Source organism: Janthinobacterium sp. GW823-FHT01H08 (assembly GCF_058797855.1).
Genome location: NZ_CM179504.1, coordinates 3608588 through 3632282, shown reverse-complemented (window position 1 = coordinate 3632282; position 23695 = coordinate 3608588). Strand labels below are relative to the sequence as shown.

Here is a 23695-nt window from a genome sequence, read left to right as displayed (position 1 = left end):
ATGGATACCCCAGGCCTGCACGCCGGCTACACGGCCGTTTTGCGCGACTTCCGCCTGGAATTCAGCCGCGGCGGGGCCTACACGGGCATCGTGCTGATCCTGCTGGGCATGGGCCTCGATTCAGCCCTGTATCCGGACAAGCAGTCGGCTTTCACCAGCGCGCGCATCGTCGTGTCCGTGCTGATCTTTTGCGTCGTGCTGGCCATGCGCACGCGCTGGGCGCAAGACCGCATCCAGGGACTGACCTTTGTCTGGCTGATCCTGCCGCAAATCATGATCGCCTGGATGATCGCCGTCACGGAAGGCGCCACCTCGATCTATTACGTGGGCATGACCCTGGCCATCTATTCATCGGGCATCGTGCTGGCCTTCGGCCTGTGGCAAAATATGGTCTTTGGCGCGATTTCCTGCCTGCTGTACGTGGCTGCGTGCGCCTGGCATGCCGGCGGTTTCGACTTGCCGAGCACGTTTGTCGTCAACTGTTTATTCCTCATCATGTCGGCCAGCATCAGCGCCGTATTTACCTATTTTAACGAACGCGCCCGCTTCATGCTGTTCCAGCTGAAGGCGGAGGTGGCGCAAAAGAACACGCAGCTGGAAGAAACGAATAAAAGCCTGGCCGATATCAAGGGACAGATGCTGCAGCAAGAGAAGATGGCCGCCATCGGCACGCTGGCCGCCGGCATGCTGCACGAGGTAAACAACCCCGTGAATTTCTGCATGATGGCCATCGAGGTGGCCATCGAAGACCCGGCCGCCAAGCAAAGCGCGCTGGTCAGCGAATGCCTGGCCGACGCGAAGCAGGGCATGCTGCGCGTGCAGCACATCGTGTCCGATTTGAAAACCTTTGCCTACCGCAAGAGCGGCAACCAGCTGGAAACGGGCCACTTCCAGTTCCGCAGCGCGCTCGAGGCCGCCATCCGCCTCGTGGGTCACGAAACGAAGAATGTCAGCATCAGCCACGACTTGCCGGTCGACACCCTGGTGCGCGGCGACGAGGCGGCCATCGTGGGCGTGCTGATCAATTTGCTGGGCAATGCCGTACTGTCCATGCGCAAGGGCAATGCGCCGCCGTTCGAGATCCGCATCACGGCCCACTGGGATGACAACCGCCTGCGCATCAGCGTGCGCGACAACGGCCCCGGCATCGCCCCGGAAAACCTGGCGCGCGTGTTCGAACCGTTCTTCACCACGCGCGAAGTGGGGCAGGGCCTGGGCCTGGGCCTGAGCATCAGCTATGGCGTGATCGAGCGCCACGGCGGCACCCTCTCCGCCGAAAGCGTGCTCGGCGAATGGGCCAGCATGAATTTCGACTTGCAGCGCTCCGATTGGGAGGGCCGCTAGCATGGATAACGATAGCCGCGCCAGCGTGCTGTACGTGGACGACGAAGCGCTCGCCTGCAAGTATTTCGAGCGCGCCGTCGGCCAGCGCTACCGCGTGCTGACGGCGCAGAGCGTCGATGCTGCGCTGGCCTTGCTGGAAGACGAGGCCGGCCAGATCGACGTGCTCGTCACCGATTACCGCATGCCGGACCGCCTGGGCAGCGAATTGCTGCAGGAAGTGGCGCAGCGCTATCCGCACATCGTCTGCATGCTCGTCACCGCGTATGCGGACAAGGATGTGCTGCTCGAGCTGATCAACGGCGGCACCTTGTTCCGTTTGCTGGAAAAACCGCTCGACCTGGCCGCCATGCAAGCGGCGCTGCAGCTGGCCGTGCAGACGGGCCGCGAGCGGGCCGCCCGCCGCCAGGGCCTGGTGGCGATGGAGGAATCGCTGGCCTTTCTCGCGCATGAATTGAACACGCCGCTGGCGGCCATCGCCAATTTTGCGCGCGGCATTGCGCGCCGCGCGCAGGCGGACGCCGCACCGCAGGCCGAGATCGGCGAAGCGGCCGCCTTGATGCACGACAATGCGCGCTATTGTTTGTCGGTGCTGGCCAGCTTTGTCGACACGGTGCGCCTGGCCAGCGCCGGGCCCGGCATGCAGGGCGGACGCCGCGCCGGCAGCGCGCGCCAGCTGCTGGATGCCTTGCTCGACAGCTATCCCTTGAGCACGGACCAGCGCGCCGCCATTACGGTGGAAGTGGGCGACGATTTCTCCATTGCCGAGTCGCCCAATTGCGTCGCGCTGATTTTATCGTCGGTGCTGGCGAATGCCTTGCGTTCGGCCGGCGAGCAAGCCCATCCTGCGATCGGCATCCGCATCGATGCGGGCCGCATCACGGTGCGCGACAATGGCGCCGGCATCGCCCCCGAGATCGTCACACAGCTGTTGAGCGACCCCGTCAGTGCCGGTGGCGGCGAAGGCAAGGGCTGGGGCATGGTGTTTTGCCACCGCATGATGCAGTCATTTGGCGGCAACCTCGATATCGCCACCGAATTTGACACTTCCACCACGGTAACCCTGAATTTTCCAGTACATATAAGGAACGAGCATGATTGACGCCAATCTGCGTTTACCGGCTCAGCGTGAGCCGGCGCAAGGCTTGCCGACGATACTCTATGTCGATGATGAGGCCAACGCCCTCAAATACTTCCAGCGCGCCATCGCGCCGCTGGCCGACGTGCTGACGGCCACTTCGGTCGAGGAAGGCAAGCGCATACTCGACGAGCAGGCCGACCGCATCGCCGTGCTGGTGTCCGACCAGCGCATGCCTGGCGCCTACGGCAACGAGCTGCTGTCGTATTGCTGGGATCGCCATCCGCACATCGTGCGCATACTCACCACCGCGTATTCCGAGCTCGAGCACACGGTGGAAGCCGTCAACCAGGGGCAGATCCACCGCTACATCCAGAAGCCGTGGGATATCGCGGCGTTGCGCATGGAACTCAAGCAGGCGCTGGAACTGGCGCGCTTGCGCAATGAACACGCCCAGTTGCTGCGCGAAAAGCTGATGGTGCGCCAGCGGCAAGCCGTCGCAAACCGCATCGGCACCCTGTACGCCTTGTGCGCCAGCCTGGCCGGTCCGGAACAGCAGCTGCCTGTGGAAGCGTATCTGTCGGCGGCCCTGACGGCCGGCGTCACGCCGCCCGAGCCGGACTGGTTGCTGATGGATTATGCCGACCTGGTCAGTTCGGAAGCCTTCCGCGGCACGGCCTTTGCTGCCGCCGTGCGCCAGCAGCTCGACACGCTCGAGCGCGAGCATCCGGGGCGCGGCGTGGAGCAGGCGATCGACATGCTGCTGCCCGTGTTTGGCGCGGCGCTGCAAAACCAGGGCGGCACGGCGCTGTTCCTCGATGGCCGGCTGCTGACGGAATTCCTGGAAACGCCGACCACGGCGCCCGTCTCGGCCATCCACTCGTTCTGGCTGGCCAGCTTGTTGTGGCTGGCACGGCGCGGCTGGTCATTGCAGCTCAGCAAGACGGAGCTGGGCTTGCAGGGCAAGGTAGTGCAGGCTGAACCGGCGCTCACGCCGGATCACCTGGCGGCCTGGATCGAGCAATTCTGACGGGGCCCGCAAGGGGGAGCGCCAAATAAAACAGGGCCGCGCGGGCCCTGTTGCCATGTGCTGCGAGCAGACTTAGCGTTCCGCAGCCGCCTTCAGGTTGTTCAAGCCTTTTTCAAAATCCTTGCCGATCATCCTGTCCATGCTGACGAAGACGGTCATGACCTTGCTGACGTAAGGGCTGGGGCCGGTCATGGTCCAGTTCACCTTGGTGCCGTCGCCCTCGGGAGTCATGGTAAAGGTGGTGGTGTTGTGGCTTTCAAACGGCTTGAGGAAGTCCAGCTTGATGACGGTGCGTTCGGGCTGGGCCGCCTCCGTGATTTCCATGCGGCCGGCGCCCACCTTGTCATTGCCTTGCCATGCATACTGCGCGCCCAGGCCATTGGCCGGGCCCGTAAACGTGCGGCGCATGGCCGGATCGAGCTTTTCCCACGGCGACCAGGCGGCCCAGTAATGGAAGTCCGTGATCAGGGCGGCGATTTTCTCGGGCGGGGCCTTGATGGTGATTTCGCGCTGGACACTGAAGGTGTCGGGCTTGGTGGTGGCATAGCCGAGGATGGCGGCGACGACGACAACGATCAGCAGCAGGGTTTTTTTGATCATATGCTCTCCAAATCTTGAATGGTCGATGCGAACGAATCAAGGCAATCTTAGCAGATATGAATGGCCGTGCGCGGCCTGTTGGCCTTTATTTGCGCCGGCTTTGCGCAGGGCCGCTTGCCCGCCCGCCTGCACGCCAATTTGCCGCCCCGCACAGGCGCGCACGCCAGGCTGGTGCCGGTTTGTGGCGAGGGCCGCCGTCCGCTAGAATGCTGGCCTGCAAAGATTTCAAAGGGAAATATGATTCAAGGAACGATCGCCAGGCTGACCCTGGCGTGCGGCGTGCTGGCTTCCGCCTTTGCCGCGAACCTGGCGCATGCCGATGCCTGTCCCGCCCACTACGTCGACGGCCGCAAGCCGGAAATCACCAACCCCAAGCTGGACGTGGCAACCAAAGAGCTGTGCTACAACGTGTTTGGCGTCATGCACTCGGGTATCACGCGCACGCCGCTGTGGTCGGCCGAGCACTTGACGGCCAACAATCTGGAAGCGGCGCAGGATTTATCGCGCGAAAACTCCTTTCACGCTGAACGCAAGCTGCCCGCCGCCCAGCGCGCCGAATTGGCCGACTACGCGCGCAGCGGCTTCGACCGTGGTCACATGGCGCCCAACGGCGACATGCCGGACCGCCAGAGCCAGCGCGACAGCTTTACCTTGGCTAACATGGTGCCGCAAGACGCGCGCAACAACCGCTATGTGTGGGCCGGCATCGAGGGCGCCGTGCGCAAGATGGCGAAGAAAGAGGGCGACCTGTACGTGATCACGGGGCCGGCTTTTATCGGCGGCAACCTGCGCAAGGTGGGAAGAGTCATTGTGCCCAGTCATCTGTACAAGGCCGTGTACAGCCCGCGCCAGCGCGCCGGCGCCGCCTACTTCATTGAAAACGTCGACACGAAGACGTATGAAGTGCTGAGCATTGCGCAACTGGAAGACAGGATAGGCATCGATCTGTTACCGTCGCTGACGCGCCAGCAGAAACTGCGCATGCTGAGTTTGCCGAAGATCAATAGCAAGTCCAAAAAATAATCGCCTTGAGAGGAAATGCCATGTGCGCAAAGAAATTCGTCCCGTATGCCAATGAAAGCGATGTGCTGGAAATCGGCAGTCTGACCATCGAAAACCGCGTCGACCGCATCAGCATCAGCGGCGACATCGACCTGACCCTGGACAAGCCGGGCCTGGCGCTGGCGAAGCAGCTGCAAAAGCTGCTGGCCGACGTGGTGGCGCAGCTGGAAAAGCGGGAACTGCCGGACCAGCTGCCGCCGCCCGAGGTGACGTCGGTGGCCAATCCCTTCGAGTGAGTTGGCCATGGCCGGGCCGCTTTAGTATCGTCAGACCAGGCCCGGAAGCCGCTTGAGTTCGGCCAGCAGCAAATCCCAATGCCAGATTTGCTCTGGAATATGCAATGCGCCGCCCGACCCCGGGCGCAGCATAACTTCGGTTGCCACGCCATTTGCCATGAGCTCGCGTTGCGCCCACTGCATCACGCGACGCTGGCCCGTCAGCCAGCTGCGATGTTCAGGCGACAGCAGCGCCAGGGCGTGGGGCAAGCGACAAGCTAGGGTTTGCCGCAGGCGGACGACTGCTGCTTTGTCTGATCGCTCAAAGGCAGGTTCGAGCACGTAAGCTTGGCCGGCCGCGTCGCGGACGTCATATTTATCCTGCAGGTAGTGACTGACACGGTTTCCGCTCACAACGGTCACGATCTTGCCTGACAGGACGTCAAGCAAGAATGCATTGACGCCGACGTAGCAATACTCGCTGCGGCCATGTACCACATATGCCTCTGAATTGGCACGGATGATCCAGTAGTCGCCGCGTTCGGACAGGACGCAACACTGGATCGCGTGCTTCATCTAGTGCGGCGACTGCGTGTCGCCTTCGCAGAACTGCAATATCATCGCTTGTGCAGCGTCAGCGCTGATCATCATTTCCGCGCACCCCGTGACCACTGCAGATAATGCAGGGCAATTGCGATGCAGCTCATGCCGATGGCCCAGTTCCGCAGTTGCCACAGCGATGGCCCAATTTGAACGGCGTACGGTGAGATATATTTATAGAAAAACATCTGCGCCAGGTACAGGGCGAATGCGATGGACAGGATGCTGGCCCTGGCCAGGCGTCCCGGTGTGTTGCCCACCCACTCCGCGATCAAAATGACCGGCAAGGCAATAAAGATCAGCTTGTCGCGATGCAGGCTTGCCGGATAGATCTCTGTAATGCCCAGTACAATCGCATTGAGGCACCAGTAAGCATAGACGGCAGCGATGATGTAGAGGTAGGCGCCGATGCGCCGCCGGCCGCCAGGGCTGGGGCGGGGCAGTTTCGCTGATGCAAAGTAGAGCCGGGCATCCTCACGGTACAGCAGGTAGAGGAAGGTCGCGAATGCCGGTACGGCGAACAGCAGTCGCATGGCGAGGCTGCCCTGTGCCGGCGATTCGATGGCGATCATCACCCCTATGCCGATCATGCCCGCAATGACGTAGGCCATGCGCGCCCACCGCTGCGCGCGGAGCAGGCCAATCGCAATGAAAAAGTCGGCATAGCCAGATGCTTCAAGTAACTGCAGCGCACCGGACGCCGTGTGGCGGCCGAACAGCAGGAAATAAATGACCGCGCCGCCCGCGTTCATGAGTAACAGATAGGCAGTCACCGTGACGGCTGCAGGACGCGGGCGTCTCGCCTGGCTGCTGTCGGGCATGGTCGGCGGGAGCGTTTCTGCTCGTGGGGAATCTACTACTTCGGATGTCATGAGGAATATATATATGTGCTATGAATTTGCTACGGCAAAGTGAGCGGCAGGCGCCCGTGCGGAACGACATCCCATCCGACGGTCTGCATCGGATGGGGTTGATGCTGCGCCGGCTTACTTCGCAAACGCCTGCGCCGCCGGCGTCACGGTGACGGCCTCCGGCTTGATGTTCAGCTGCATCGCGCCGATGACCTTGTCTTCATCGAGCAGGACCTGCGGCTTGTTGCCGTCATACTTGATGGGAGAAAACGCGTCGCTGACGAGCTTTTCCTTCAGGCCGGCCGCATCCTTGGCAACGATCACCACGGACAGGTTCTTCGCCGACAGATGCTGTTTGATGGCGCGGTTGACGTCTTGTACCGTCAGTTTCGACAAGCCGTCACGCATCAGCTTGGTGAACTCGGGCGTGCCATACCATTGCGAATCGAGCGCGTAACCGAGCTGCTGGTCTTGCGTCGACGTCATGACGAAGACGTTCTTCATCAGGTAATCGCGCGTGGTGGCGAAATCGTCCTGCGTCAGGCCGTTGTCGATGAGCTTGCCCAATTCCGTCAGCGCCACGCGCAGGGCGAAGTGCGCGTTGTCCGGCGCCACGGGGCGGATCCAGATTTCGAACAGCTGCGCCTTGCGGCCCAGGTTCGGATTCGGGAAGAACTGATACATGCCGCGCGGGAAAGCTTCGATGTACGCGTAATCGCCGTAGTTCATGCCGCGGAGCTCACGGATGCGCTGGTACAGATAGGAATTCGAGGCGCGGTGCTCGCCCAGCCACGTCTTCGCCAGCCACAGGGCGGGGAAGTCCGGGTGCGTGCGCGTCACCTCCAAAGGCAGGCCGAACGAGATGGCCGTGGCGCGCGTGTTTTTCTCGATGATTTCCACTTCCAGGCCGTTTACCTTGCGGCCTGCGGGTTTGACGGTGGCCGGCAAGCCGGGGCCGGCCGGCAGCTTGCCCAGCGCCTGCGTCAGCGAGGCCGTCATGGCGTCGGACACGTCGCCGGAAAGGCCCACCTTGACGGCGCCTTGCGCGTACGCGCTTTTCCAGAACTGTTTCACGTCGTCCAGGGTGATGGCGTCAATGCCGGCGACCGTGCCCAGCACGGGGTGGCCATACGGCGTGCCCGCATACACATTGGTTTGCAGGCGTTCCTTGGCGAATTCCTCTTCGTTGTTGTCCTTCAGGTCCAGCAGCAGCGCATTCTTTTGCGCATCCTTCAGGCGGCGGAAGTCGTCTTCGCGGAAACCGGGCGAGAGCAGCAGGGGCAGGGCGATGGCGTTGAACTGGGTCCAGTTATCCTTGTGGATGGAACCCGTAAACGTCGTCATTTCCTTGTCCGTCTGCTGGCTGAAACTGCCGGCGAGCGGGAACAGTGCCTGGTTGACTTCGTCGATCTTGCGCTCGGACGAGCCGCCCGACGCCACCATGGCGGCCGTCAGCGCGGCCAGGCCTTCCTTGCCCTGCGGGTCTTGCGCGGAACCGGCCGTAAACAGCAGCTTGTAGCGGATCTGCGGCAGCGCGGACTTTTGCACCAGCACGTCGAATTTGGCATTTGACGCGGCCGGCAGCAGGCTGGCCAGCTTTGGCGTGGTGGCGATGGCGGCCGCCATCGGCTGGTGCGACAGGGTGGTCACCACCAGGCCGTCATCCGTCAGGTATTTGCGCGCGGCCGCCTGCAGGTCGGCCGGCGTGAGCGTGTCGATCAGGCGGTAGTACTGGTTGATGGTGGCATACGAGCGGTCGAAATGCACGAACGAGGCCAGGGTGCCGGCGATCTGCTCCGTGTTGTCGAGCGAGCGGATCAAGCCGTATTTTTCGGCCGACTTGGCGTCCGCCAGGTCTTTTTCGCTCACCGGCGTGTCGCGCAGCTGCGCCACGGTGGCCAATATCGCGTCGCGCACGTAGACGGCGTCATCGATGTTTTTCACGCGCGCGCCCAGCACGGCCAGGGTCGGATCGACGCGGTCCGGCGTCATCTCGAACAACTGGTCGACCTTCTGTTCGTTCTGCACCAGGCGTTTATACAGCGGCGAGGTGCGGCCGAACGACAGCGACAGCAAGGTCGCCAGCGCGGCCTGGTCCTTGTCCTTGACGGAAAACGCGGGCGCGTGGAAGCCCACGGCTACCCACGGCAGGGTCGGCGTGGGCCAGGCCACGTGCTTGTAGACGGGGCCGCGCGGTGCGGGTTCGACGGGCACGGCCGCCTGCTGCTTGCCGCGCTGCCAGCCGCTCCAGTACTTTTCCACCAGCGCGAAGGCCTGCTGCGGCTCCACGTCGCCGGCGATGATGATGGTGGTGCGCTCGGGACGGTACCAGCGGTCGAAGAACAGTTTCGAATACGCATACTGGTTCGGCATGTCTTCGATGTCCTGGATAAAACCCATCGTCGTATGCTTGTAGGTATGCGTCGTGTAGGCGCTGTCGCGCATCACTTCGAACAGTTTCGAGACGGGATTGGCGCTGTTCTTGTTGTATTCGCCCAGCACGGCCCGCGATTCCGTCTTGAACGCGTCTTCCGCATAGTCGAGGTGCTGGAAGCGGTCCGCCTCCACCTTCAGCACGGTTTCCAGGTCTTGCTTGGCAAACGTCGTGTGGTAATTGGTCAGGTCGTCGCTCGTGTAGGCGTTCTGGCGCGCGCCGGCGCGGGTAATGACTTCCTGGTATTTCTCGGGCGGATAGGCCTTGGTGCCGCGGAACATCATGTGCTCGAAGAAATGCGCGAAGCCGGACTTGCCCGGTTCGACTTCATTGCGCGAACCCGTCTGTACGGGAATCTGCAGCGAGACCAGGTTCGGGAAGCCCGTCGGCACGATGATGATTTTCAAACCGTTGGCCAGGGTTTTTTCCGTGGCCTTGAATGGCAGCAGATCGGCCTTGGCGGCGGCAGCGCTGTGGGCGGCGGCCGGCTTGACGGGCGCGGCGCCCAGGTTCGACGCGGCCATGGCCGACAGGGCCAGGGCGAAAGCGGGTAATAAAGCGGGCATGATTCTTGACACGGGGGCTCCTTCTTTTTTGGATGTTATGAAAGTGCAACGCCGCAGCATAGAATATTCATGCCGCCGTGCATAGGGGCAAGGCGTTTTGGCATGAAGGGGGGCGTCAGGGCAGGCAAGGCGTGCCGCAGGGACCGGTGCTCAGGTCAGCGTCGTTTCCGGCAGGCTGATGCGGTTGCGGCCCAGGTGCTTGGCGCGGTACAGGGCGCAGTCGGCCGTGTGGATCAGCTGCCCCAGTTCCGTGCCGGGGCCGGGCAGGGCCGTGGCGGCGCCGATGCTGACGGTGACGCAGGCGCCGTCGGGACGCTTGCGCGGCAGCTGCAGTCGTTCCACGCGCTGGCGGATGCGTTCGGCCACGATGGCCGCACCCTTGAGCGACTGGTTCGGCAGGATGACGGCAAATTCTTCGCCGCCGTAGCGGGCCACCAGGTCGTTCGTGCGCATTTCGCTGGCCACGGCGCCGGCCACCTTGCGCAGGCACAGGTCGCCGCCCTGGTGGCCGTGGCTGTCGTTATATTCCTTGAAATTGTCGACGTCGACCATCAGCAGCGACAGGGGCTGCTCCTGCCGCTGCGCGCGCTGCCACTCGGCCAGGATGGTGTCGTCAAAGCAACGCCGGTTGGCCAGCCCCGTCAAGCCATCGCGCGTGGCCAGGCGTTCCAGTTCCACCTGCGCGCGTTTTTCATCGGTCATGTCGCGCAGGGTTTCGACCACGGCGATCAGTTCACCGTGATTGCCATGGATGGGACTGGCATCGACGGCCAGGTAGCGCCGCCGCCCCGTGCGCGGCATGTCGCACCAGTTTTCCGCGCACAGGTTGCTGCCCGTGCCGCTGCGATATTGCTGCTGGGCATGCAGGGCGCGCATGTCGCCGCCGCGCCCGGACAGCAGCAGGTCGGCCAGGGTGGGGCGCTCGTCGTTGTAAAAGCAGCGGCCCGGCTCGCGCGCGCCCAGCACTTCGGACGCTGGCACGCCCGTCAGCTGCTCGCAGGCGCGGTTCCAGATCATCACCCTGCCATGCACATCGAGTACGAAGGTGGGCACGACCAGTAATTCCATCATCTTGACGGCGAAACCCTGGGCTTCACCATACGGCGATACGCTGGCATGTGCGTGGCTATCCGGCATGAAAGCATCCTTCTTGGGCGTGAGTGGGGGCTGGTTCGTTGGCCATGATGCAGCGTGGCGGGCCGAAGGTGTTGATATTGAGCAATATTTTCAGCGATGGGCCATCGCCTCGTCATGGCGGACCGGCAGCGGCAGCGACAAGCGCAAGGTGGTGCCGGCGCCGCTGCGGCTGGCGATGTGCAGGCTGCCGCCGGCGGCCGCCACGCGCTCATGCATGCCGGACAGGCCGCAACCGAGGCGCGGCGGCGAACCCGACAGCCCGATGCCGTCGTCGCGGATGCGGCACGTCACGGTGGCGCCCGCTTGCTGCAGGCACAGCTGGACATGCGTGGCGCGCGCGTGGCGGGCGATATTGGCCAGCGCTTCCTGCACCACGTGGTACAGCAAGACGCCATGCGCGCGGCCGGCGGCGGCGTCGAGCCGGTAATCGAAACGGCAATCAATGCCCGTGGTGCGCCGGAAGTCGGCCAACAGCTCTTCGCATGCTGCTTGCAGCCCGGCGTCGAGGGCGGGCGGGCGCAAGTCATGGATGACGCAGCGCAGTGCAGCGATGCTGAGGTCGACATTGCGCACGATCACGGCCAATTGCTGCGCCAGCTGGGGCGCCGCGCCATGCGTGCTGGTCTGCAGCATGGACAGGTCGATCTTCAAGGTCAGCAGATGCTGGCCCAGGTCGTCGTGGATGTCGCGCCCGATGCGCTGGCGCTCCTGTTCGCGCGCCCGCTGCTGCCCGCTGGCCAGGCGCTCCTGCTCGGCGTCCGCACGCAGCTGTTCCAGCGCCCGCTGGCGCAGCGCCAGGCGGTGCTGGCGCCACAGCATCAGCGCCAGCGCACCGCACAGGATGGCGCAGGCCAGCATCAGGCGCAAGGGCGTGCCGGTCTGCAGTATCGGGCCGGCGGCGTAACCGGCGTGCAGAGAAGCGAGTGCGCCGGCCGCCAGGCAAGCCAGAATGCTCAGGCGACACGGCGGGCGTAGCCAGCGTTGCATCATTTTCTCGCTCCCTAAATGTTTTCCAGCAGGCAATGTTCTTACAGAAAATATATTAACCTTGGGTTATTTATATTGTCTAAACGCAAAAGCTGCGCAGTTTTACCGGCCGCTGTGGCTTTCTTGCTGCCGGATGCCGCGGCGCCAGACGGCAGGCACGGCATTTGCACGGGAAGTGTCGCGGCGGCATATAATAGAGGGTTGTCAATCGGCTTCACGCCCCCGGCCAGGTGTTTTGCGCCGGGCGCGCCCGCATCCATGCGCGATGTGCCGGCCAGCTCTTAGGAAATACAGTGACTTATAGCATCAAAGAGATTTTTTACACCCTGCAGGGCGAAGGTGCGCACGCGGGCCGTCCGGCCGTGTTTTGCCGCTTTTCCGGCTGCAACCTGTGGACGGGCCGCGAAAGCGACCGCGCCACGGCCGTGTGCCAGTTCTGCGACACGGATTTCGTCGGCACCGATGGCGAACTGGGCGGCAAGTTCAAGACGCCCGAGGAGCTGGCCGCGCTGATCGACAGCCTGTGGCCGGCCAGCTACGCGCCGAGCAAATACGTGGTGTTTACGGGCGGCGAACCGCTGCTGCAGCTGGACACGGCCCTGATCGACGCCATGCACGCGGTGGGCTTTGCCATCGCCATCGAAACCAACGGCACCTTGCCCGTGCCGGCCGGCGTGGACTGGATCTGCGTCAGCCCGAAGATGGGTTCGACACTGGTCGTCCACAAGGGCAACGAGATCAAGGTCGTCATCCCCCAGTTCCAGCAAGACCTGGCCGCCTACGAAGGGCTCGACTTTGAGAACTTCTTCGTGCAGGCGATGGATGGCCCCCTGGCCGCGCACAACATGAAGCTGGCCATCGAGACGTGCAAAAGCAACCCGAAGTGGAAGCTGAGCCTGCAAACCCATAAACTTCTGCAAATACCTTAATAAAACAATATGCTGACTATCACACGCAAGCTCGAATTCGACGCGGGCCACCGCATTCCCGACCACAAAAGCCAGTGCCGCAACCTGCACGGGCACCGCTACACGGTGGAAATCACGCTGGTCGGCAAGGTCATCGAAGCGGAAGGCAATTCCGACAATGGCATGATCATGGATTTTTCCGATGTGAAAACCCTGGCCAAGCAGCACCTGGTCGACGTCTGGGACCATGCCTTCCTCGTCTACGAGAAAGACACGGCCGTGCGCGACTTCCTGGCCAGCCTGCCCGACCATAAAACCGTCGTCATCGACCGCATCCCCACCGTGGAAAACCTGGCGCGCATCGCCTTCGAGATCCTGAAAGCGGCCTTTACCGACCATTTCGGCACGGGCTTGCACCTGCATAAACTGGTGCTGCATGAAACGCCAAATTGCTGGGCAGAAGTGACCGATGACTGAAACGCACGCTGGCGCGCAGGACGCGCGCTACATGCAGCTGGCCCTGGAGCAGGCCCAGCACGCGTGGGACCTGGGTGAAGTGCCCGTCGGCGCCGTCGTCGTCAAGGACGGGGAAGTCATCGCCGTCGGCTACAACCAGCCCATCGGCCGCCACGACCCCACGGCGCACGCGGAAGTGATGGCCTTGCGCGCCGCCGCCGAAAAGCTGGGCAACTACCGGCTGCCCGGCTGCGAGCTGTACGTGACCCTGGAGCCGTGCGTGATGTGTTCGGGCGCCATGCTGCATGCACGGCTGGCGCGCGTGGTGTACGGTGCGGGCGACCCGAAGACGGGCGCCTGCGGCTCCGTGCTGAATCTGTTCGAGCAGCCCGCGCTGAACCACCAGACGGCGATCGTTGGCGGGGTGCTGGCCGACGAGTGCGGCGCTTTTCTCAAGCGTTTCTTTGCCGAGCGCCGCCGTGCGCAGGCGGAAGCGCGCAAGCTGGCCAGTCCGGCTACCTGACGCCGGGCAGGGCAGGGCCGCCATGGCTTTGCCAGAATGCCAGCCACCCCTTGCCAGCCATCCGGCTGGCATTTTTATAATTGTTGCGAAATAACATCTGTCTAGACCAATTGCCATTCTCAAATGAGAATGATTCGTGTTACAGTATTGTTTTCGCCAGCAAACTTTCCTTATGCATCGTTAACACTTTCGTTATCGATCCGGGTTCAAGAGCCAGCCTCCACTCTTAAACCGGACCATCATGACTACTGTGCTTCCGCAGCGCACCGCTGCACCCGTCGTATTCTCAGCTCATCTGCCTGCCCGCCGCCATAACCTGGTGCTGCGCGCCGCCTTGCTGGGCCTGTTCGCGGCGCCGATGCTGCCTGCTCTCGCGCAGACGGCCGCCATCAATGCGGGCACGGCCGCTCAGGAGCCGGCCAAGTTGCCTGTCTTCCCGGAAATCGTCGTCAACGCCAAGCAGGACTATGAACGCCGCGCCGGCACCAAGACGGTCGTCACGGCGGACGACCTGGAGCGCCGCAATGTCACCGAGATGGGCGGCATCGTGCGCTATTTGCCCTTGATCAGTGCGCCGGCGGCGGCCTCGGGCAGCGGCAGCGTGTGGGACGGTTCGGGCAATACCGGTTACAACATCCGCGGCCTGGAAGGCAACCGGGTCAGCCTGGAACTCGACGGCATCTCGCTGCCCGACGCGGCGCCCAAGCCGGACGGCAACACCCTCAACGCTTTCGCCACGGGCCGTGATTATTTTGATCCGGAAACCTTCCGCGAAGTGCGCATCGATTCGGGCACGACGGCCGCCAGCGGCGCCAATCCCGGCCTGGGCGGCGGCGTGGCCTTCATCACCAAGTCGCCCGAGGATTACCTGGGCGAAGGCACGGACCATTACGTGGCCTATAAATACGGCCGCGCCACGGCCGACCGCAGCAATGCGCACACCCTGACGGGCGCCGCCAAAATCGGCGCCAATCTGCAGGGCCTGGCCGTCTACGTGCACCGCGATGGCGAGCAGATGGACAGTCGCGGTACCACGCCCGTCAACCCGGACGACTGGCATTCGAACGCCTTGCTGTCCAAGCTCGTGTGGACCTTGCCTGGCGAACAGAAGCTGGACTTGACGGTCGACATGTTCGAGCGCAAGAACAAGCGCGACCTGCGCAGCAAGGTCAGCACGTATTATCCGACGGGCGTGCAGCAGGATTCCACCACCAAGCGCACGCGCGTGAGCCTGGGCCACGACGTGGTGCTCAAGGATTTCGCCCTGTTCGACCGCCTGACGTCGAAGGTCTATCTGCAGAACGCGAAAACCGAGGACAAGACGCAAGGCCTCTACACGTTCGGCAGTCCGGCCCGGCGCGCCATCGATACCAATTTCAAGAATGACAGCATCGGCCTGACGTCGGAAGCGTTCAAGCAGCTCAATGCGGACAACGCGCTGCTGTACGGCGTGCAGCTGGAACAGCTGAAAACGCGCCGTCCGTGGCGCGAAGACCGCGTCATCGTCGCCACGGGCCAGCATCAGGTCACCAACAAGAACCGCATGGCCGACATGGACACGAGCAAGCTGGCCCTGTATGTGCGCGACGATCTCAGTTTCAATCTGGCGGGCAAGAAAGCCGTGCTGACGCCGGGCTTGCGTGCCGACTACCGCAAGAACGAACCGAAAAACCTGCAAACCTATGCGATCGCCGTGCCGAACGCGGCCAAGGAAGTGCGCGAAGAGAGCGACACCTATTTCACGCCCAGCCTGAGCCTGTCCGTGGAAGTCTTGCCGCAGATGAACGCCTACGCCACTTTCACGCGAGGCACGCGCCTGCCGACGGCGGCCGAGCGCACGGGCACCTACGACTCGTTCAGCTATACGGGCACGGGGCAGGGCTATGCCGTGCTGGGCAATGCCAACTTGCGCAAGGAAACGAGCAAGGCGTATGAACTGGGCCTGAAGGGCGACGTCACCAGGGGCTTGAGCATGCACGCGTCCGTCTACCAGACGGAATACACGGACATGATCGACTATGTGATGCAAAAAGATGATCCGGTGAACTACCCCACCATCACGCGCGGCCTGTTCCGCCCGGAAAACATCGGCAATGCCCGCACCTGGGGCGCCGAGCTGACCCTGCGCGCCGAGCTGGGCGCCTGGGCGCCGGCCATGCAGGGCTACCACGTGGACCTGGCCACCGGCGTGGCCAAGGGCCGCTCCTTCAATACCCAGACGGGCGAGAGCGGCGGCCTGAACTCGGTGGCGCCCGCCAAGTCGGCCTTGACCTTCGGCTACGACCATGCGAACCAGCTGTTCGGCCTGGCGCTGACGGCCGTGCATGCGGGCGCCAAGCAGGCGCCGGAAAACCTGCTGATCGGCGATGCCGGCCCGCTGTTTACCGTGCCGTCATACACCATCTTCGACCTGTCGACGTACTGGAACGTGCACAAGAACGCGAAGATCGTCGTCGGCGTGTACAACTTGACGGATCGCAAGTACTGGGACTACGCCGCCTCGCGCAGCCTGGCCGCCGGCACCACGGCCGCCAGCCGCGCCGAGATCGAGCGCTACGCCAAACCGGGCCGCAACGTCGCCGCCAGCCTCAGCGTCAATTTCTAAATTTTTACCGGGGAGGGGCGCCTGCCCCTCTTTTTTTCCATGTTTGATTGAATGGTCTCTCTATGAAGTTATCCAAACTCGTTCTATCCCTGCTAGGCAGCCTGCTGATTGCAAACGCATATGCGGCCCCAGCCACCCTGGCGGAACGCTGGTCCACCTTGCGCACGGAACAGCCGAAGCTGCAGATCCGCGACGCGGCGCGCGCGCTGGGCGTGTCCGAAGCGCAATTGCTGGCAACCAACATCGGCAAGGGCGTCACGCGCCTGCAGGCGGACGGCAACCAGCCGCGCGAAATCATGCGCGCCGCGCTGGACCTGGGCCTCGTGCAAGCGATCACGCGCAATGAAAACGGCGTCATCGAAACGACGGGCGTGGCCAGCAAGTTCAAGCAGGCGGGCGACAAGTCCGAGCAGGCCGACGCCAAGGACCCGGAAACGGAAGCGCGCCAGCGCAATATCGCGGGCGGCTACCTGGGCGGCCAGATCGACCTGCGTTTCCACTTTGAAAACTGGAAATACGCATTTGCCGTGGAACAGCCTGGCCGCGATGGCAAGCCGACGCGCAGCCTGCAATTTTTTGACGCCAACGGCACGGCCGTGCACAAAATCTACCTGCGCAACGAGCCTGGCGTGGCCGTCTACGATAAATTGGTGGCCACCTTCCGCGCGCCGCAGCAAAGCGCGGAACTGAACGTGCTGGCCGTGGCGCCGAAAGCGGCGGAAAAGCCGGACAGCGAAATCGACGTCAAGGAATTCCAGCTGGCCTGGAAAGACATGACGGACGTGCACCAGTTTGCGCAAATCATGCGCGAATTCCACCTGACGCGCGAACAGGCGCTGCGCCTGGCGCCGGCCGGCGTGGTCGAGCGCGTGACGCCGCAAGCGCTGCGCACCCTGCTGGAAAACGCAGCCAAGGACAAGGTCGCCATCATGGTCTTTCTGGGCAATGAAGGCTTGACGCAGATCTACAGCGGCAAGATCGAAAAAACCATGGCGGCCGGCGGCTTCTTCAATGTGCTGGACCCGGACTTCAACCTGCACATCCGCGACACGGCCCTGCGCAGCGGCTGGGTCGTCAAGCGCGGCGGCGTCACGTCCGTCGAGTTCTTCGACAACGACGGCACGCAAGTGGTCTCCTTCTTCGGCGTGCGCGAGCGGGGCAAACCGCAGCCGCAAAGCTGGGTGGATCTGGCCGATAGTCTGCCAAAGGCAAAATAAGGTTTTTGCAAGTTGATGAGTATCAGCACGTGACAGAACCGCAGCGATACGCCGTAGCTGATGTCATGTGCGACCAGAGCAACACTTCAGTGTGGGTGCCGCGTGCCGGTCTCATGTCTGAAGCACAATAGTGGTATGCTGATTGCAAGGCCGCAGCGATCGTGTCTGCGTGCTGGTTCCTGAAGAGAGGCAATCATGGCAACCATCATGGCGAACGGCCTCAACATAGCTTATGAAAGCCACGGCAACCCGGATGATCCGTGCGTGCTGCTGGTCATGGGCCTGGGCATGCAACTGATCGCCTGGCCGGCGGACTTTGTCGAAGGCATCGTCGAACAAGGTTTTCGCGTCGTGCGTTTCGATAACCGCGACAGCGGCCTGTCGAGCAAGATGGCGCAGGCGGGCAAACCGTATCTGCCGCTGGCCTATGTGAAAAACCTGCTGGGCTGGCCCCTGAAAACGTCGTACACCTTGAATGACATGGCGGACGACGCGCTGGGCTTGCTGGCGGCTCTGCGCATTGCGCAGGCGCACGTGATCGGCGTGTCGATGGGCGGCATGATCGCGCAAGTGATGGCGGCGCGCGCGCCGCTGCAAGTGCTCAGCCTGACCTCCATCATGTCGAGCAGCGGCCGGCGCGGCTTGCCCGGCCCCACGCGGGCGGCACGCAATGCGTTATTGCAACGCCCGAAACGCAATGCCAGCCGCGCCGAACTGATGGCGCACATGGCGGCCACCGTGCGCGTGATCGGCAGTCCCGCCTATCCCGTGTCGGAAAAGCTGCTGTACCAGCGCATCGAAGCGGCGTTGCAGCGCGGCAGTTGCCCGGAAGGCGTGGCGCGGCAGATGGTGGCCATTGCCGCCTCGGGCGAACGCACGGAGCTGTTGCCCAACATCAGCTGCCCGGCGCTGGTGATCCACGGCGCGGCCGATCCCCTGATCCCCGTCGCCTGCGGCATCGATACGGCGGCGCTGATTCCGGGCGCCACGCTCGAAGTGATCGAAGGCATGGGGCACGACATGCCGCCCCAGCTGATCGAGCGCCTGCTCGCCTTGATCGATGTGCATCTGCAAGGTAAGATGGCGCCCCAGATGCGCTCCCAGCCAGCCTAGGCGCGCCCACCACTTTTGAAGGCACGGGCATTTTGAAGACACCTGAAATTGGCATCGCCATCGTGGCGCCCGGCGGTTGCGCGCCCGATGACGCGGCCGTGGCGCGCGGCATCGCCCGCCTGCAGGCGCAAGGCGCCACCGTCCACAACTACTACGACCCCGCACACAGCTTCCAGCGCTTCGGCGGCACGGATGCGGGCCGCCTGACGCAGCTCAACGCGGCAGCCGCCGACCCCGACGTGCAGGTGGTGATCGCCTTGCGCGGCAGCTACGGCATCAGCCGCATCCTGCCCGACATCGATTTCGACCGCATGGCCGCCAGCCGCAAGCTGTTCGTCGGCTACAGCGATTTTACTGCCTTCCACATGGGCTTGATGGCGAAAACGGGCCGCGCCAGCTTTGCCGGCCCCATGATCTGCGACGATTTTACGCGCGACGAGCCCGAGCAATTTACGCTCGATCAGCTGTGGTCATGCCTGGCCGGACCCACGCACACGGTCACGGGCACGGCAGCTGGCAATCCGCAGGTTGATGTGGCGGGGAAATTGTGGGGCGGCAATCTGGCCATGCTGGTCCACCTGCTCGGCACGCCGTATTTCCCCGAGATCGACGGCGGCATTTTGTTCCTGGAAGACGTCAACGAGCACCCGTACCGGGTCGAGCGCATGCTGCTGCAATTGCTGCACGCGGGCGTGCTTCAGCGCCAGCAGGCGGTCGTGCTCGGTGACTTTTCCGCCTATAAGCTGAGTCCGATGGACAGGGGCTACGATTTCGACGTCATGCTGGCCTACGTGCGCGAGCGCCTGCCCGTGCCCGTGCTGACGGGGCTCGAATTCGGCCACATCCGCCGGCGGGTCACCTTGCCGTTCGGCGGCCAGGCGCGGCTGCAATCGGATGCCTCGGGTTTCAGTCTGCACGTGAGCGATTACCCGACCCTGGCGCGCCCCTGAACTCCCTGAACGCTATTCACGCCAAACCCGGCAGGTTGCTGCAGCTCGACGTGCTGCGCGGCATCGCCGTGTTTGGCATCTTGCTGGTGAATATCTGGGGCTTTGCCTGGGGCACGCTGTCCTTGCGCTACGGCACCTTGCCGGCGCAGCCGCCCGTGCTGGACCAGCTCGTTATTTTCGGCGTGGCGGCGCTGGCGCAATTCAAGTTCTATCCCGTCTTCGCCTTCTTGTTCGGTGCCGGATTTGCCCTGCAAACACGTTCACTGAAACGCCAGCTGGGCAGCTGGGAAGCGGCGCAAGCGGCGTACCGGCGCCGTTTGCGCTGGCTGTTCGTGTTCGGCCTGCTGCACGGCTTTTGCATCTGGAGCGGCGACGTGCTGACCTCGTATGCGGTCGCCGGCATGCTGGTCCTGCCGCTGGCAGCGGCCAAACTGAGCCGCATATGCAACCGCGCCTGGCTGGTCGCGGCCGGTTTTCTGCTGTTCATGTGTTTGCTCATTCCCGTGGGGCAGCAGGGCGGCGCCCCGGATACGGCGCACGATTTGCAAAACTTCGCCGCCCGCTACACCACCTATACGCAAGGCAGTGTGTGGGCCGTGGCCAGGCTGCGCGCCAACGATTTCCTCGTCTCCTTGCTGTACGCCGCCGTCATGCTGCCGCACATCATCGTGCTTTTCCTGCTGGGCATTTTGTCCGTGCGCTGCGGCTGGCTGACGCAGCCGCAGCGCCACGAGCGCCTGTGGCGCCGCGTGCGCGCCGTGGGGCTGGGCGTGGGCTTGCCGTTCAACCTGCTGGTGGCGGGGGCCGTCGCGTGGCAGGTGGCCGATCCGTATCAAACCGTGTTCGATACGGCCCTGTTCGAAGTGGGCCTGTTCGCCGGCGGTCCCGTGCTGGCGGCCGGTTATGTGGCGGCGCTGATGCTGGCCGGTCCCTTCCTGCTGCGCTGGCTCGGTGCATGGCTGGCGCCCGTGGGCCGCATGGCGCTGAGTAATTATCTCTTGCAATCCTTGCTAGGCACCTGGCTGCTGCAGGGGCCGGGCCTGGGCTGGGGCGCCACGCTGCGTCCCATCGAGATGCTGGGCCTGGCCATAGTGATCATGGCGGGGGAGGTGCTGCTCAGCCACTATTGGTTGCGGCACTTCCGCCAGGGGCCGATGGAGGCGCTGTGGCGCCGGCTGGCGCGCTTGCCCGGCTGAGTTAGTCGCTGCCCCAGTCGAACGCGCCTTGCGGCGACGCCGGCGGTGGTGCCTTGGCCTTGGCGGACGGCACGAGGGGATTATCGACGGCATGCCACTCGAACAGCTCCACGTCGAGCATGCAGGTGCGCGCCAGGTGCAGCGCCTGCTCGGGCGTGAGCGCGGGGGCTAGCCAGCGGTGCGCGTCTTCCAGGCTGACGGCGACGGGGCGGCGGTCGTGGATATCGACCATGCCGCCCAGGCTGTCGGCCGTCACCAGCACGAAGCCCGCTTCCTCGCGGTTGAATTTGTACGGCCCGAACTGGGCCAGCGCCAGCAGGAACAGGCGCGCGCGGTCCTTGCGGTGGATGTGCCACGGCTGCTTGCGGCCTTTCTCTCCCGTCCATTCATACCAGCCATCGACGCAGACGATGCCGCGCCCCGCGCGCAGCAAGGGTTTCCAGTAGGCGCTTGCCAATTTTTCCAGCCGGGCATTGATGGCGATGGGAATTTTTTTCTTGCCGGGGGCGGGCACGGCTTGGGCGGCCCAGGCAGGGCGGTAGCCCCAGAAGACATCGTCGACCCGGTGCACACCATCCTGGATATGCAGCACGGGCCGGTATGTGCCGGGCGACACGTTCAGGTGCGGCTCGGCCTCGCTGTCGAACACCGCGTCGGTCCAGCCGAAGGATGACGCCAGCACGCGCGCCGTGTCATTTTGATCGAATCGTCCACACATGCCGAAATCATACCCGATCGCCTGTAGGCGCGAGCGCGGCGTGCATCCTTTTCGTGAGTGTGATCAAACGTACAGACTGCTGGCAGCATGTGGCGCACAGTGGAATCCAGTCAGATCCCTGACGCTTTTTTTGCATCGGAGGAATTATGTCTTTTGAAAACCCCACCATCCACAAAGGCTTTATCATCAGCGCCACGGCCAGCCAGCGCCGCGATGGCCGCTGGGTCGGTTCGTACATCAGCCAGAACCAGGCGTGCGGCGCATATGCGGACACCTGCGATTACGACGATTGCAGCAATGAAAAAGAGGCGCAGCAAGTGGCCTTGTCGGTAGGCTGGCGCCTGGCCGATGGAGTGCCTGCACGCTGAAACGGCCTTAGCGCTTGCCTCGCAGGGCCAGCAGCAAGCCTGCGAGCGGCAGCAGCAGCGCGGCGCCCAGCCGTACGGAGGTCAGCGACGCGGCCTCCACGCCCAGCACATGGGGCAAAGCCAGCAGCAACAGGGGCGCGGGCACGGCGATCGCGAAGAAAAACAGGTACCACGAGTAGCCATTCTTCTTGGCCAGCAAGGCGATCAGCGCGCAGCCGACCAGGAAGACGAGCGGTAAATTCACAAATTCCATGGTGTTGATTTTTCATCCGGGAAAGCGCGTCATTATACGCGTCACCCTGGATGGCGGATGCGCTTGCCGGCGTCAGTTGCCGACGAAATCCGGCGGCTGCGGCGCCTGTTTTCCGGCCAGCGGCCCATCGGCCGGCAGCAGCGCCTTGATGGCGCCGTTATAGATGAGTTCCTGGGCATACGCCGACGCCTCGATCAAGGCCGCATGCACGGACTTGAAACTGCTCGGCGTTTCTATCAGCACGGGCTTGGCGTACACCTGCAGGGTATCGCCGCGCTTGCTGATCAAAATCATGCCCCGGTAGCGCCCATCCTTCTCCAGCGCCCCCGCCACATGAAATTCATAGCCCCGGATCTGGTGTTTTTGTTGCTGATCCATGTTTGCCGCCTCCAGACCTGATTGTCATGGGCCAGACCATGCCACGCGTATCGAACAGCAGAGTGTTTGATTTGTATCAATACGTCCCTTGAACGCATTCAACTAGCGTATCGACGCTTGTTGCAAGCGTAGCGAGCGGAGGGGATGTGTGGCTGAGAAGCGCAACCGTACATAAGTACGGTGAGCATCGCCAGCCGCAAAGCCCCCCGCGCAGTAGCTTGCGGCAAGCGTCCTCACCCAGCGCGAATGGCGCGGATCTGTTGGGCTGTTTCCTCGATCTCGCGATACGCTTCCTGAATATAGCCATGGATCGGGTGCCCATCCATCCACTCGAAATACGCGCGCTCATCGTGTTTGATGGCAAAAGGGACGTGGTGGTCGCGTATCGATTCGGCCGTTTCGCGCAGCAGCGCGGCAAAAAGCAGCTCAATAGTTTCCATGATGGTCACCTTGCGAGACAGGAATGCAGAGCATTGAATGTAGCACAAAGCGCGCTGCCGTCCACGCCGGCGCTTGTGCCGTGCGCGCCCGGGCTTCAGGCCGGGTGGCCGATATGCTCGTACAAGATGACGCAGCCGATGACGATCAGCACGAGGCCGCCCACGAGCTCGGCGCGGCGCCCGGCGATGGTGCCCAGCACGCGGCCCAGCATCACGCCCAGGGTCACCATGACGAAGGTGGAAAAGCCGATGGCGGCGGCCGTGACGACGATGTTGGCGCCCAACAAGGCCAGCCCCGCGCCCACGACCATGGCGTCGATGCTGGTGGCCAGGCCCGTGACGGCCAGCACCCAGAACGAGTGCGACTGGGCCGGCGCTTCTTCCTCGTCGGCGTCGGACAGGGCATTGCGTATCATCAGCAAGCCGATGACGCCCAGCAGGCTGAAGGCGATCCAGTGATCCCACGCTTCCACGTAGGGCGCGGCCACGCTGCCCAGGGCCCAGCCGATGATGGGCGTGATCGCCTCGATGACGCCAAAGATCAGCCCCGTGCGCAGCGCCTCGCGCCATTGCGGCTTGTGCAGGGCGGCGCCCTTGCCCACGGCGGCCGCGAAGGCATCGGTGGACATGGCTAGGGAGAGGGCGGCGGTGGCGGCGAAATTCATCGTT

Annotated in this window: 25 protein-coding genes; 14 read left to right on the top strand and 11 right to left on the bottom strand. The window is 63.5% G+C overall.

Annotation, left to right across the window (positions count from 1 at the left end):
- Genes AC3RCG_RS16225 through AC3RCG_RS16215 form a run of 3 tightly spaced genes read left to right on the top strand, consistent with a single transcriptional unit; the run spans position 1 to position 3449 of the window.
- Entirely contained in the window at positions 1–1344 is a 1344-nt protein-coding gene (locus AC3RCG_RS16225; protein ID WP_070310594.1) for a sensor histidine kinase, read from the top strand.
- Position 1345: 1 nt separating this feature from the next.
- Positions 1346–2443 (top strand): hybrid sensor histidine kinase/response regulator, encoded by a 1098-nt coding sequence (locus AC3RCG_RS16220; RefSeq protein ID WP_492401229.1) that lies wholly within the window; start codon positions 1346–1348, stop codon positions 2441–2443.
- Positions 2436–3449, top strand: a complete 1014-nt coding sequence (locus tag AC3RCG_RS16215) for a response regulator (RefSeq protein ID WP_070218412.1) — start codon at positions 2436–2438, stop codon at positions 3447–3449. The genes AC3RCG_RS16220 and AC3RCG_RS16215 overlap by 8 nt, the downstream gene beginning before the upstream one ends.
- Positions 3450–3521: 72 nt before the next feature.
- Here AC3RCG_RS16215 and AC3RCG_RS16210 read toward each other — a convergent pair whose 3' ends face one another.
- The gene (locus tag AC3RCG_RS16210; RefSeq protein ID WP_034755971.1) at positions 3522–4049 is read right to left on the bottom strand and encodes an SRPBCC family protein; all 528 of its coding nucleotides are present in this window, start codon (positions 4047–4049) and stop codon (positions 3522–3524) included.
- Between the two features lie 237 nt (positions 4050–4286).
- Between AC3RCG_RS16210 and AC3RCG_RS16205 the strand changes: the two genes are divergently transcribed.
- Entirely contained in the window at positions 4287–5072 is a 786-nt protein-coding gene (locus tag AC3RCG_RS16205; protein WP_121671080.1) for a DNA/RNA non-specific endonuclease, read from the top strand.
- A gap of 20 nt (positions 5073–5092) precedes the next feature.
- On the top strand, positions 5093–5347 hold the full coding sequence (locus AC3RCG_RS16200) for a nucleotidyltransferase family protein (RefSeq protein ID WP_121669572.1): 255 nt from the start codon (positions 5093–5095) through the stop codon (positions 5345–5347).
- Between the two features lie 30 nt (positions 5348–5377).
- Here AC3RCG_RS16200 and AC3RCG_RS16195 read toward each other — a convergent pair whose 3' ends face one another.
- The 5 genes from AC3RCG_RS16195 to AC3RCG_RS16175 form a co-directional block, all read right to left on the bottom strand.
- A complete protein-coding gene (locus tag AC3RCG_RS16195) occupies positions 5378–5902 on the bottom strand; it encodes a hypothetical protein (RefSeq protein ID WP_070310591.1) in 525 nt (174 codons plus the stop codon).
- Between the two features lie 71 nt (positions 5903–5973).
- Positions 5974–6747 (bottom strand): hypothetical protein, encoded by a 774-nt coding sequence (locus tag AC3RCG_RS16190; RefSeq protein ID WP_141749887.1) that lies wholly within the window; start codon positions 6745–6747, stop codon positions 5974–5976.
- Between the two features lie 165 nt (positions 6748–6912).
- A complete protein-coding gene (locus tag AC3RCG_RS16185) occupies positions 6913–9777 on the bottom strand; it encodes a M16 family metallopeptidase (RefSeq protein ID WP_492490365.1) in 2865 nt (954 codons plus the stop codon).
- A gap of 150 nt (positions 9778–9927) precedes the next feature.
- On the bottom strand, positions 9928–10914 hold the full coding sequence (locus tag AC3RCG_RS16180; protein ID WP_070218408.1) for a sensor domain-containing diguanylate cyclase: 987 nt from the start codon (positions 10912–10914) through the stop codon (positions 9928–9930).
- 90 nt (positions 10915–11004) lie between these two features.
- On the bottom strand, positions 11005–11904 hold the full coding sequence (locus AC3RCG_RS16175; RefSeq protein WP_492401233.1) for a sensor histidine kinase: 900 nt from the start codon (positions 11902–11904) through the stop codon (positions 11005–11007).
- 290 nt (positions 11905–12194) lie between these two features.
- On the opposite strand from AC3RCG_RS16175, the gene queE reads away from it, so the two are divergent.
- From queE to AC3RCG_RS16135, 8 genes are all read left to right on the top strand, one after another.
- Positions 12195–12830, top strand: a complete 636-nt coding sequence (queE, locus tag AC3RCG_RS16170) for a 7-carboxy-7-deazaguanine synthase (RefSeq protein ID WP_492401235.1) — start codon at positions 12195–12197, stop codon at positions 12828–12830.
- 9 nt (positions 12831–12839) lie between these two features.
- On the top strand, positions 12840–13286 hold the full coding sequence (gene queD, locus AC3RCG_RS16165; protein ID WP_035819191.1) for a 6-carboxytetrahydropterin synthase QueD: 447 nt from the start codon (positions 12840–12842) through the stop codon (positions 13284–13286).
- Positions 13279–13788 carry a tRNA adenosine(34) deaminase TadA gene (gene tadA, locus AC3RCG_RS16160; RefSeq protein ID WP_492401236.1) on the top strand — a complete coding sequence of 170 codons (510 nt, stop codon included), beginning with the start codon at positions 13279–13281 and terminating at the stop codon, positions 13786–13788. Before queD ends, tadA begins: the two co-directional genes overlap by 8 nt.
- Before the next feature lie 241 nt (positions 13789–14029).
- Positions 14030–16393 (top strand): TonB-dependent hemoglobin/transferrin/lactoferrin family receptor, encoded by a 2364-nt coding sequence (locus tag AC3RCG_RS16155; protein WP_070292283.1) that lies wholly within the window; start codon positions 14030–14032, stop codon positions 16391–16393.
- Between the two features lie 62 nt (positions 16394–16455).
- Positions 16456–17610 (top strand): hemin-degrading factor, encoded by a 1155-nt coding sequence (locus AC3RCG_RS16150; RefSeq protein WP_070292284.1) that lies wholly within the window; start codon positions 16456–16458, stop codon positions 17608–17610.
- A 195-nt stretch (positions 17611–17805) separates the two neighbouring features.
- Positions 17806–18723, top strand: a complete 918-nt coding sequence (locus AC3RCG_RS16145) for an alpha/beta fold hydrolase (protein WP_070310585.1) — start codon at positions 17806–17808, stop codon at positions 18721–18723.
- A 32-nt stretch (positions 18724–18755) separates the two neighbouring features.
- On the top strand, positions 18756–19673 hold the full coding sequence (ldcA, locus tag AC3RCG_RS16140) for a muramoyltetrapeptide carboxypeptidase (RefSeq protein WP_070310584.1): 918 nt from the start codon (positions 18756–18758) through the stop codon (positions 19671–19673).
- A gap of 35 nt (positions 19674–19708) precedes the next feature.
- On the top strand, positions 19709–20869 hold the full coding sequence (locus AC3RCG_RS16135; RefSeq protein WP_256267166.1) for a DUF418 domain-containing protein: 1161 nt from the start codon (positions 19709–19711) through the stop codon (positions 20867–20869).
- A 1-nt stretch (position 20870) separates the two neighbouring features.
- On the opposite strand, the gene AC3RCG_RS16130 is transcribed toward AC3RCG_RS16135, so the two are convergent.
- Positions 20871–21587 carry an SOS response-associated peptidase gene (locus AC3RCG_RS16130; RefSeq protein ID WP_070310582.1) on the bottom strand — a complete coding sequence of 239 codons (717 nt, stop codon included), beginning with the start codon at positions 21585–21587 and terminating at the stop codon, positions 20871–20873.
- Positions 21588–21733: 146 nt separating this feature from the next.
- On the opposite strand from AC3RCG_RS16130, the gene AC3RCG_RS16125 reads away from it, so the two are divergent.
- Positions 21734–21955, top strand: coding sequence for a hypothetical protein (locus AC3RCG_RS16125; protein WP_070310581.1), 222 nt, complete (start codon positions 21734–21736; stop codon positions 21953–21955).
- Between the two features lie 7 nt (positions 21956–21962).
- Here the strand turns inward: AC3RCG_RS16125 and AC3RCG_RS16120 are convergent, their stop codons facing one another.
- The 4 genes from AC3RCG_RS16120 to mntP form a co-directional block, all read right to left on the bottom strand.
- Entirely contained in the window at positions 21963–22208 is a 246-nt protein-coding gene (locus tag AC3RCG_RS16120) for a hypothetical protein (protein WP_070310580.1), read from the bottom strand.
- A gap of 72 nt (positions 22209–22280) precedes the next feature.
- The gene (locus AC3RCG_RS16115) at positions 22281–22586 is read right to left on the bottom strand and encodes a hypothetical protein (RefSeq protein ID WP_070218397.1); all 306 of its coding nucleotides are present in this window, start codon (positions 22584–22586) and stop codon (positions 22281–22283) included.
- Positions 22587–22819: 233 nt separating this feature from the next.
- Complete coding sequence (locus AC3RCG_RS16110) at positions 22820–23026, bottom strand: hypothetical protein (RefSeq protein ID WP_070292290.1); 207 nt, start codon at positions 23024–23026, stop codon at positions 22820–22822.
- Between the two features lie 95 nt (positions 23027–23121).
- A complete protein-coding gene (mntP, locus tag AC3RCG_RS16105) occupies positions 23122–23691 on the bottom strand; it encodes a manganese efflux pump MntP (protein ID WP_492401238.1) in 570 nt (189 codons plus the stop codon).
- Between the last annotated feature and the right edge of the window lie 4 nt (positions 23692–23695).

Excerpts from the sequence above, each read along its gene's own strand:
- AC3RCG_RS16225 (WP_070310594.1), top strand. The coding sequence starts at position 1 with ATGGATACCCCAGGCCTGCACGCCGGCTACACGGCCGTTTTGCGCGAC.
- AC3RCG_RS16220 (WP_492401229.1), top strand. The coding sequence starts at position 1,346 with ATGGATAACGATAGCCGCGCCAGCGTGCTGTACGTGGACGACGAAGCG.
- AC3RCG_RS16215 (WP_070218412.1), top strand. The coding sequence starts at position 2,436 with ATGATTGACGCCAATCTGCGTTTACCGGCTCAGCGTGAGCCGGCGCAA.
- AC3RCG_RS16210 (WP_034755971.1), bottom strand. The coding sequence starts at position 4,049 with ATGATCAAAAAAACCCTGCTGCTGATCGTTGTCGTCGTCGCCGCCATC.
- AC3RCG_RS16205 (WP_121671080.1), top strand. The coding sequence starts at position 4,287 with ATGATTCAAGGAACGATCGCCAGGCTGACCCTGGCGTGCGGCGTGCTG.
- AC3RCG_RS16200 (WP_121669572.1), top strand. The coding sequence starts at position 5,093 with ATGTGCGCAAAGAAATTCGTCCCGTATGCCAATGAAAGCGATGTGCTG.
- AC3RCG_RS16195 (WP_070310591.1), bottom strand. The coding sequence starts at position 5,902 with ATGAAGCACGCGATCCAGTGTTGCGTCCTGTCCGAACGCGGCGACTAC.
- AC3RCG_RS16190 (WP_141749887.1), bottom strand. The coding sequence starts at position 6,747 with ATGCCCGACAGCAGCCAGGCGAGACGCCCGCGTCCTGCAGCCGTCACG.
- AC3RCG_RS16185 (WP_492490365.1), bottom strand. The coding sequence starts at position 9,777 with ATGCCCGCTTTATTACCCGCTTTCGCCCTGGCCCTGTCGGCCATGGCC.
- AC3RCG_RS16180 (WP_070218408.1), bottom strand. The coding sequence starts at position 10,914 with ATGCCGGATAGCCACGCACATGCCAGCGTATCGCCGTATGGTGAAGCC.
- AC3RCG_RS16175 (WP_492401233.1), bottom strand. The coding sequence starts at position 11,904 with ATGATGCAACGCTGGCTACGCCCGCCGTGTCGCCTGAGCATTCTGGCT.
- queD (WP_035819191.1), top strand. The coding sequence starts at position 12,840 with ATGCTGACTATCACACGCAAGCTCGAATTCGACGCGGGCCACCGCATT.
- tadA (WP_492401236.1), top strand. The coding sequence starts at position 13,279 with ATGACTGAAACGCACGCTGGCGCGCAGGACGCGCGCTACATGCAGCTG.
- AC3RCG_RS16155 (WP_070292283.1), top strand. The coding sequence starts at position 14,030 with ATGACTACTGTGCTTCCGCAGCGCACCGCTGCACCCGTCGTATTCTCA.
- AC3RCG_RS16150 (WP_070292284.1), top strand. The coding sequence starts at position 16,456 with ATGAAGTTATCCAAACTCGTTCTATCCCTGCTAGGCAGCCTGCTGATT.
- AC3RCG_RS16145 (WP_070310585.1), top strand. The coding sequence starts at position 17,806 with ATGGCAACCATCATGGCGAACGGCCTCAACATAGCTTATGAAAGCCAC.
- AC3RCG_RS16130 (WP_070310582.1), bottom strand. The coding sequence starts at position 21,587 with ATGTGTGGACGATTCGATCAAAATGACACGGCGCGCGTGCTGGCGTCA.
- AC3RCG_RS16125 (WP_070310581.1), top strand. The coding sequence starts at position 21,734 with ATGTCTTTTGAAAACCCCACCATCCACAAAGGCTTTATCATCAGCGCC.
- AC3RCG_RS16120 (WP_070310580.1), bottom strand. The coding sequence starts at position 22,208 with ATGGAATTTGTGAATTTACCGCTCGTCTTCCTGGTCGGCTGCGCGCTG.
- AC3RCG_RS16115 (WP_070218397.1), bottom strand. The coding sequence starts at position 22,586 with ATGGATCAGCAACAAAAACACCAGATCCGGGGCTATGAATTTCATGTG.
- AC3RCG_RS16110 (WP_070292290.1), bottom strand. The coding sequence starts at position 23,026 with ATGGAAACTATTGAGCTGCTTTTTGCCGCGCTGCTGCGCGAAACGGCC.
- mntP (WP_492401238.1), bottom strand. The coding sequence starts at position 23,691 with ATGAATTTCGCCGCCACCGCCGCCCTCTCCCTAGCCATGTCCACCGAT.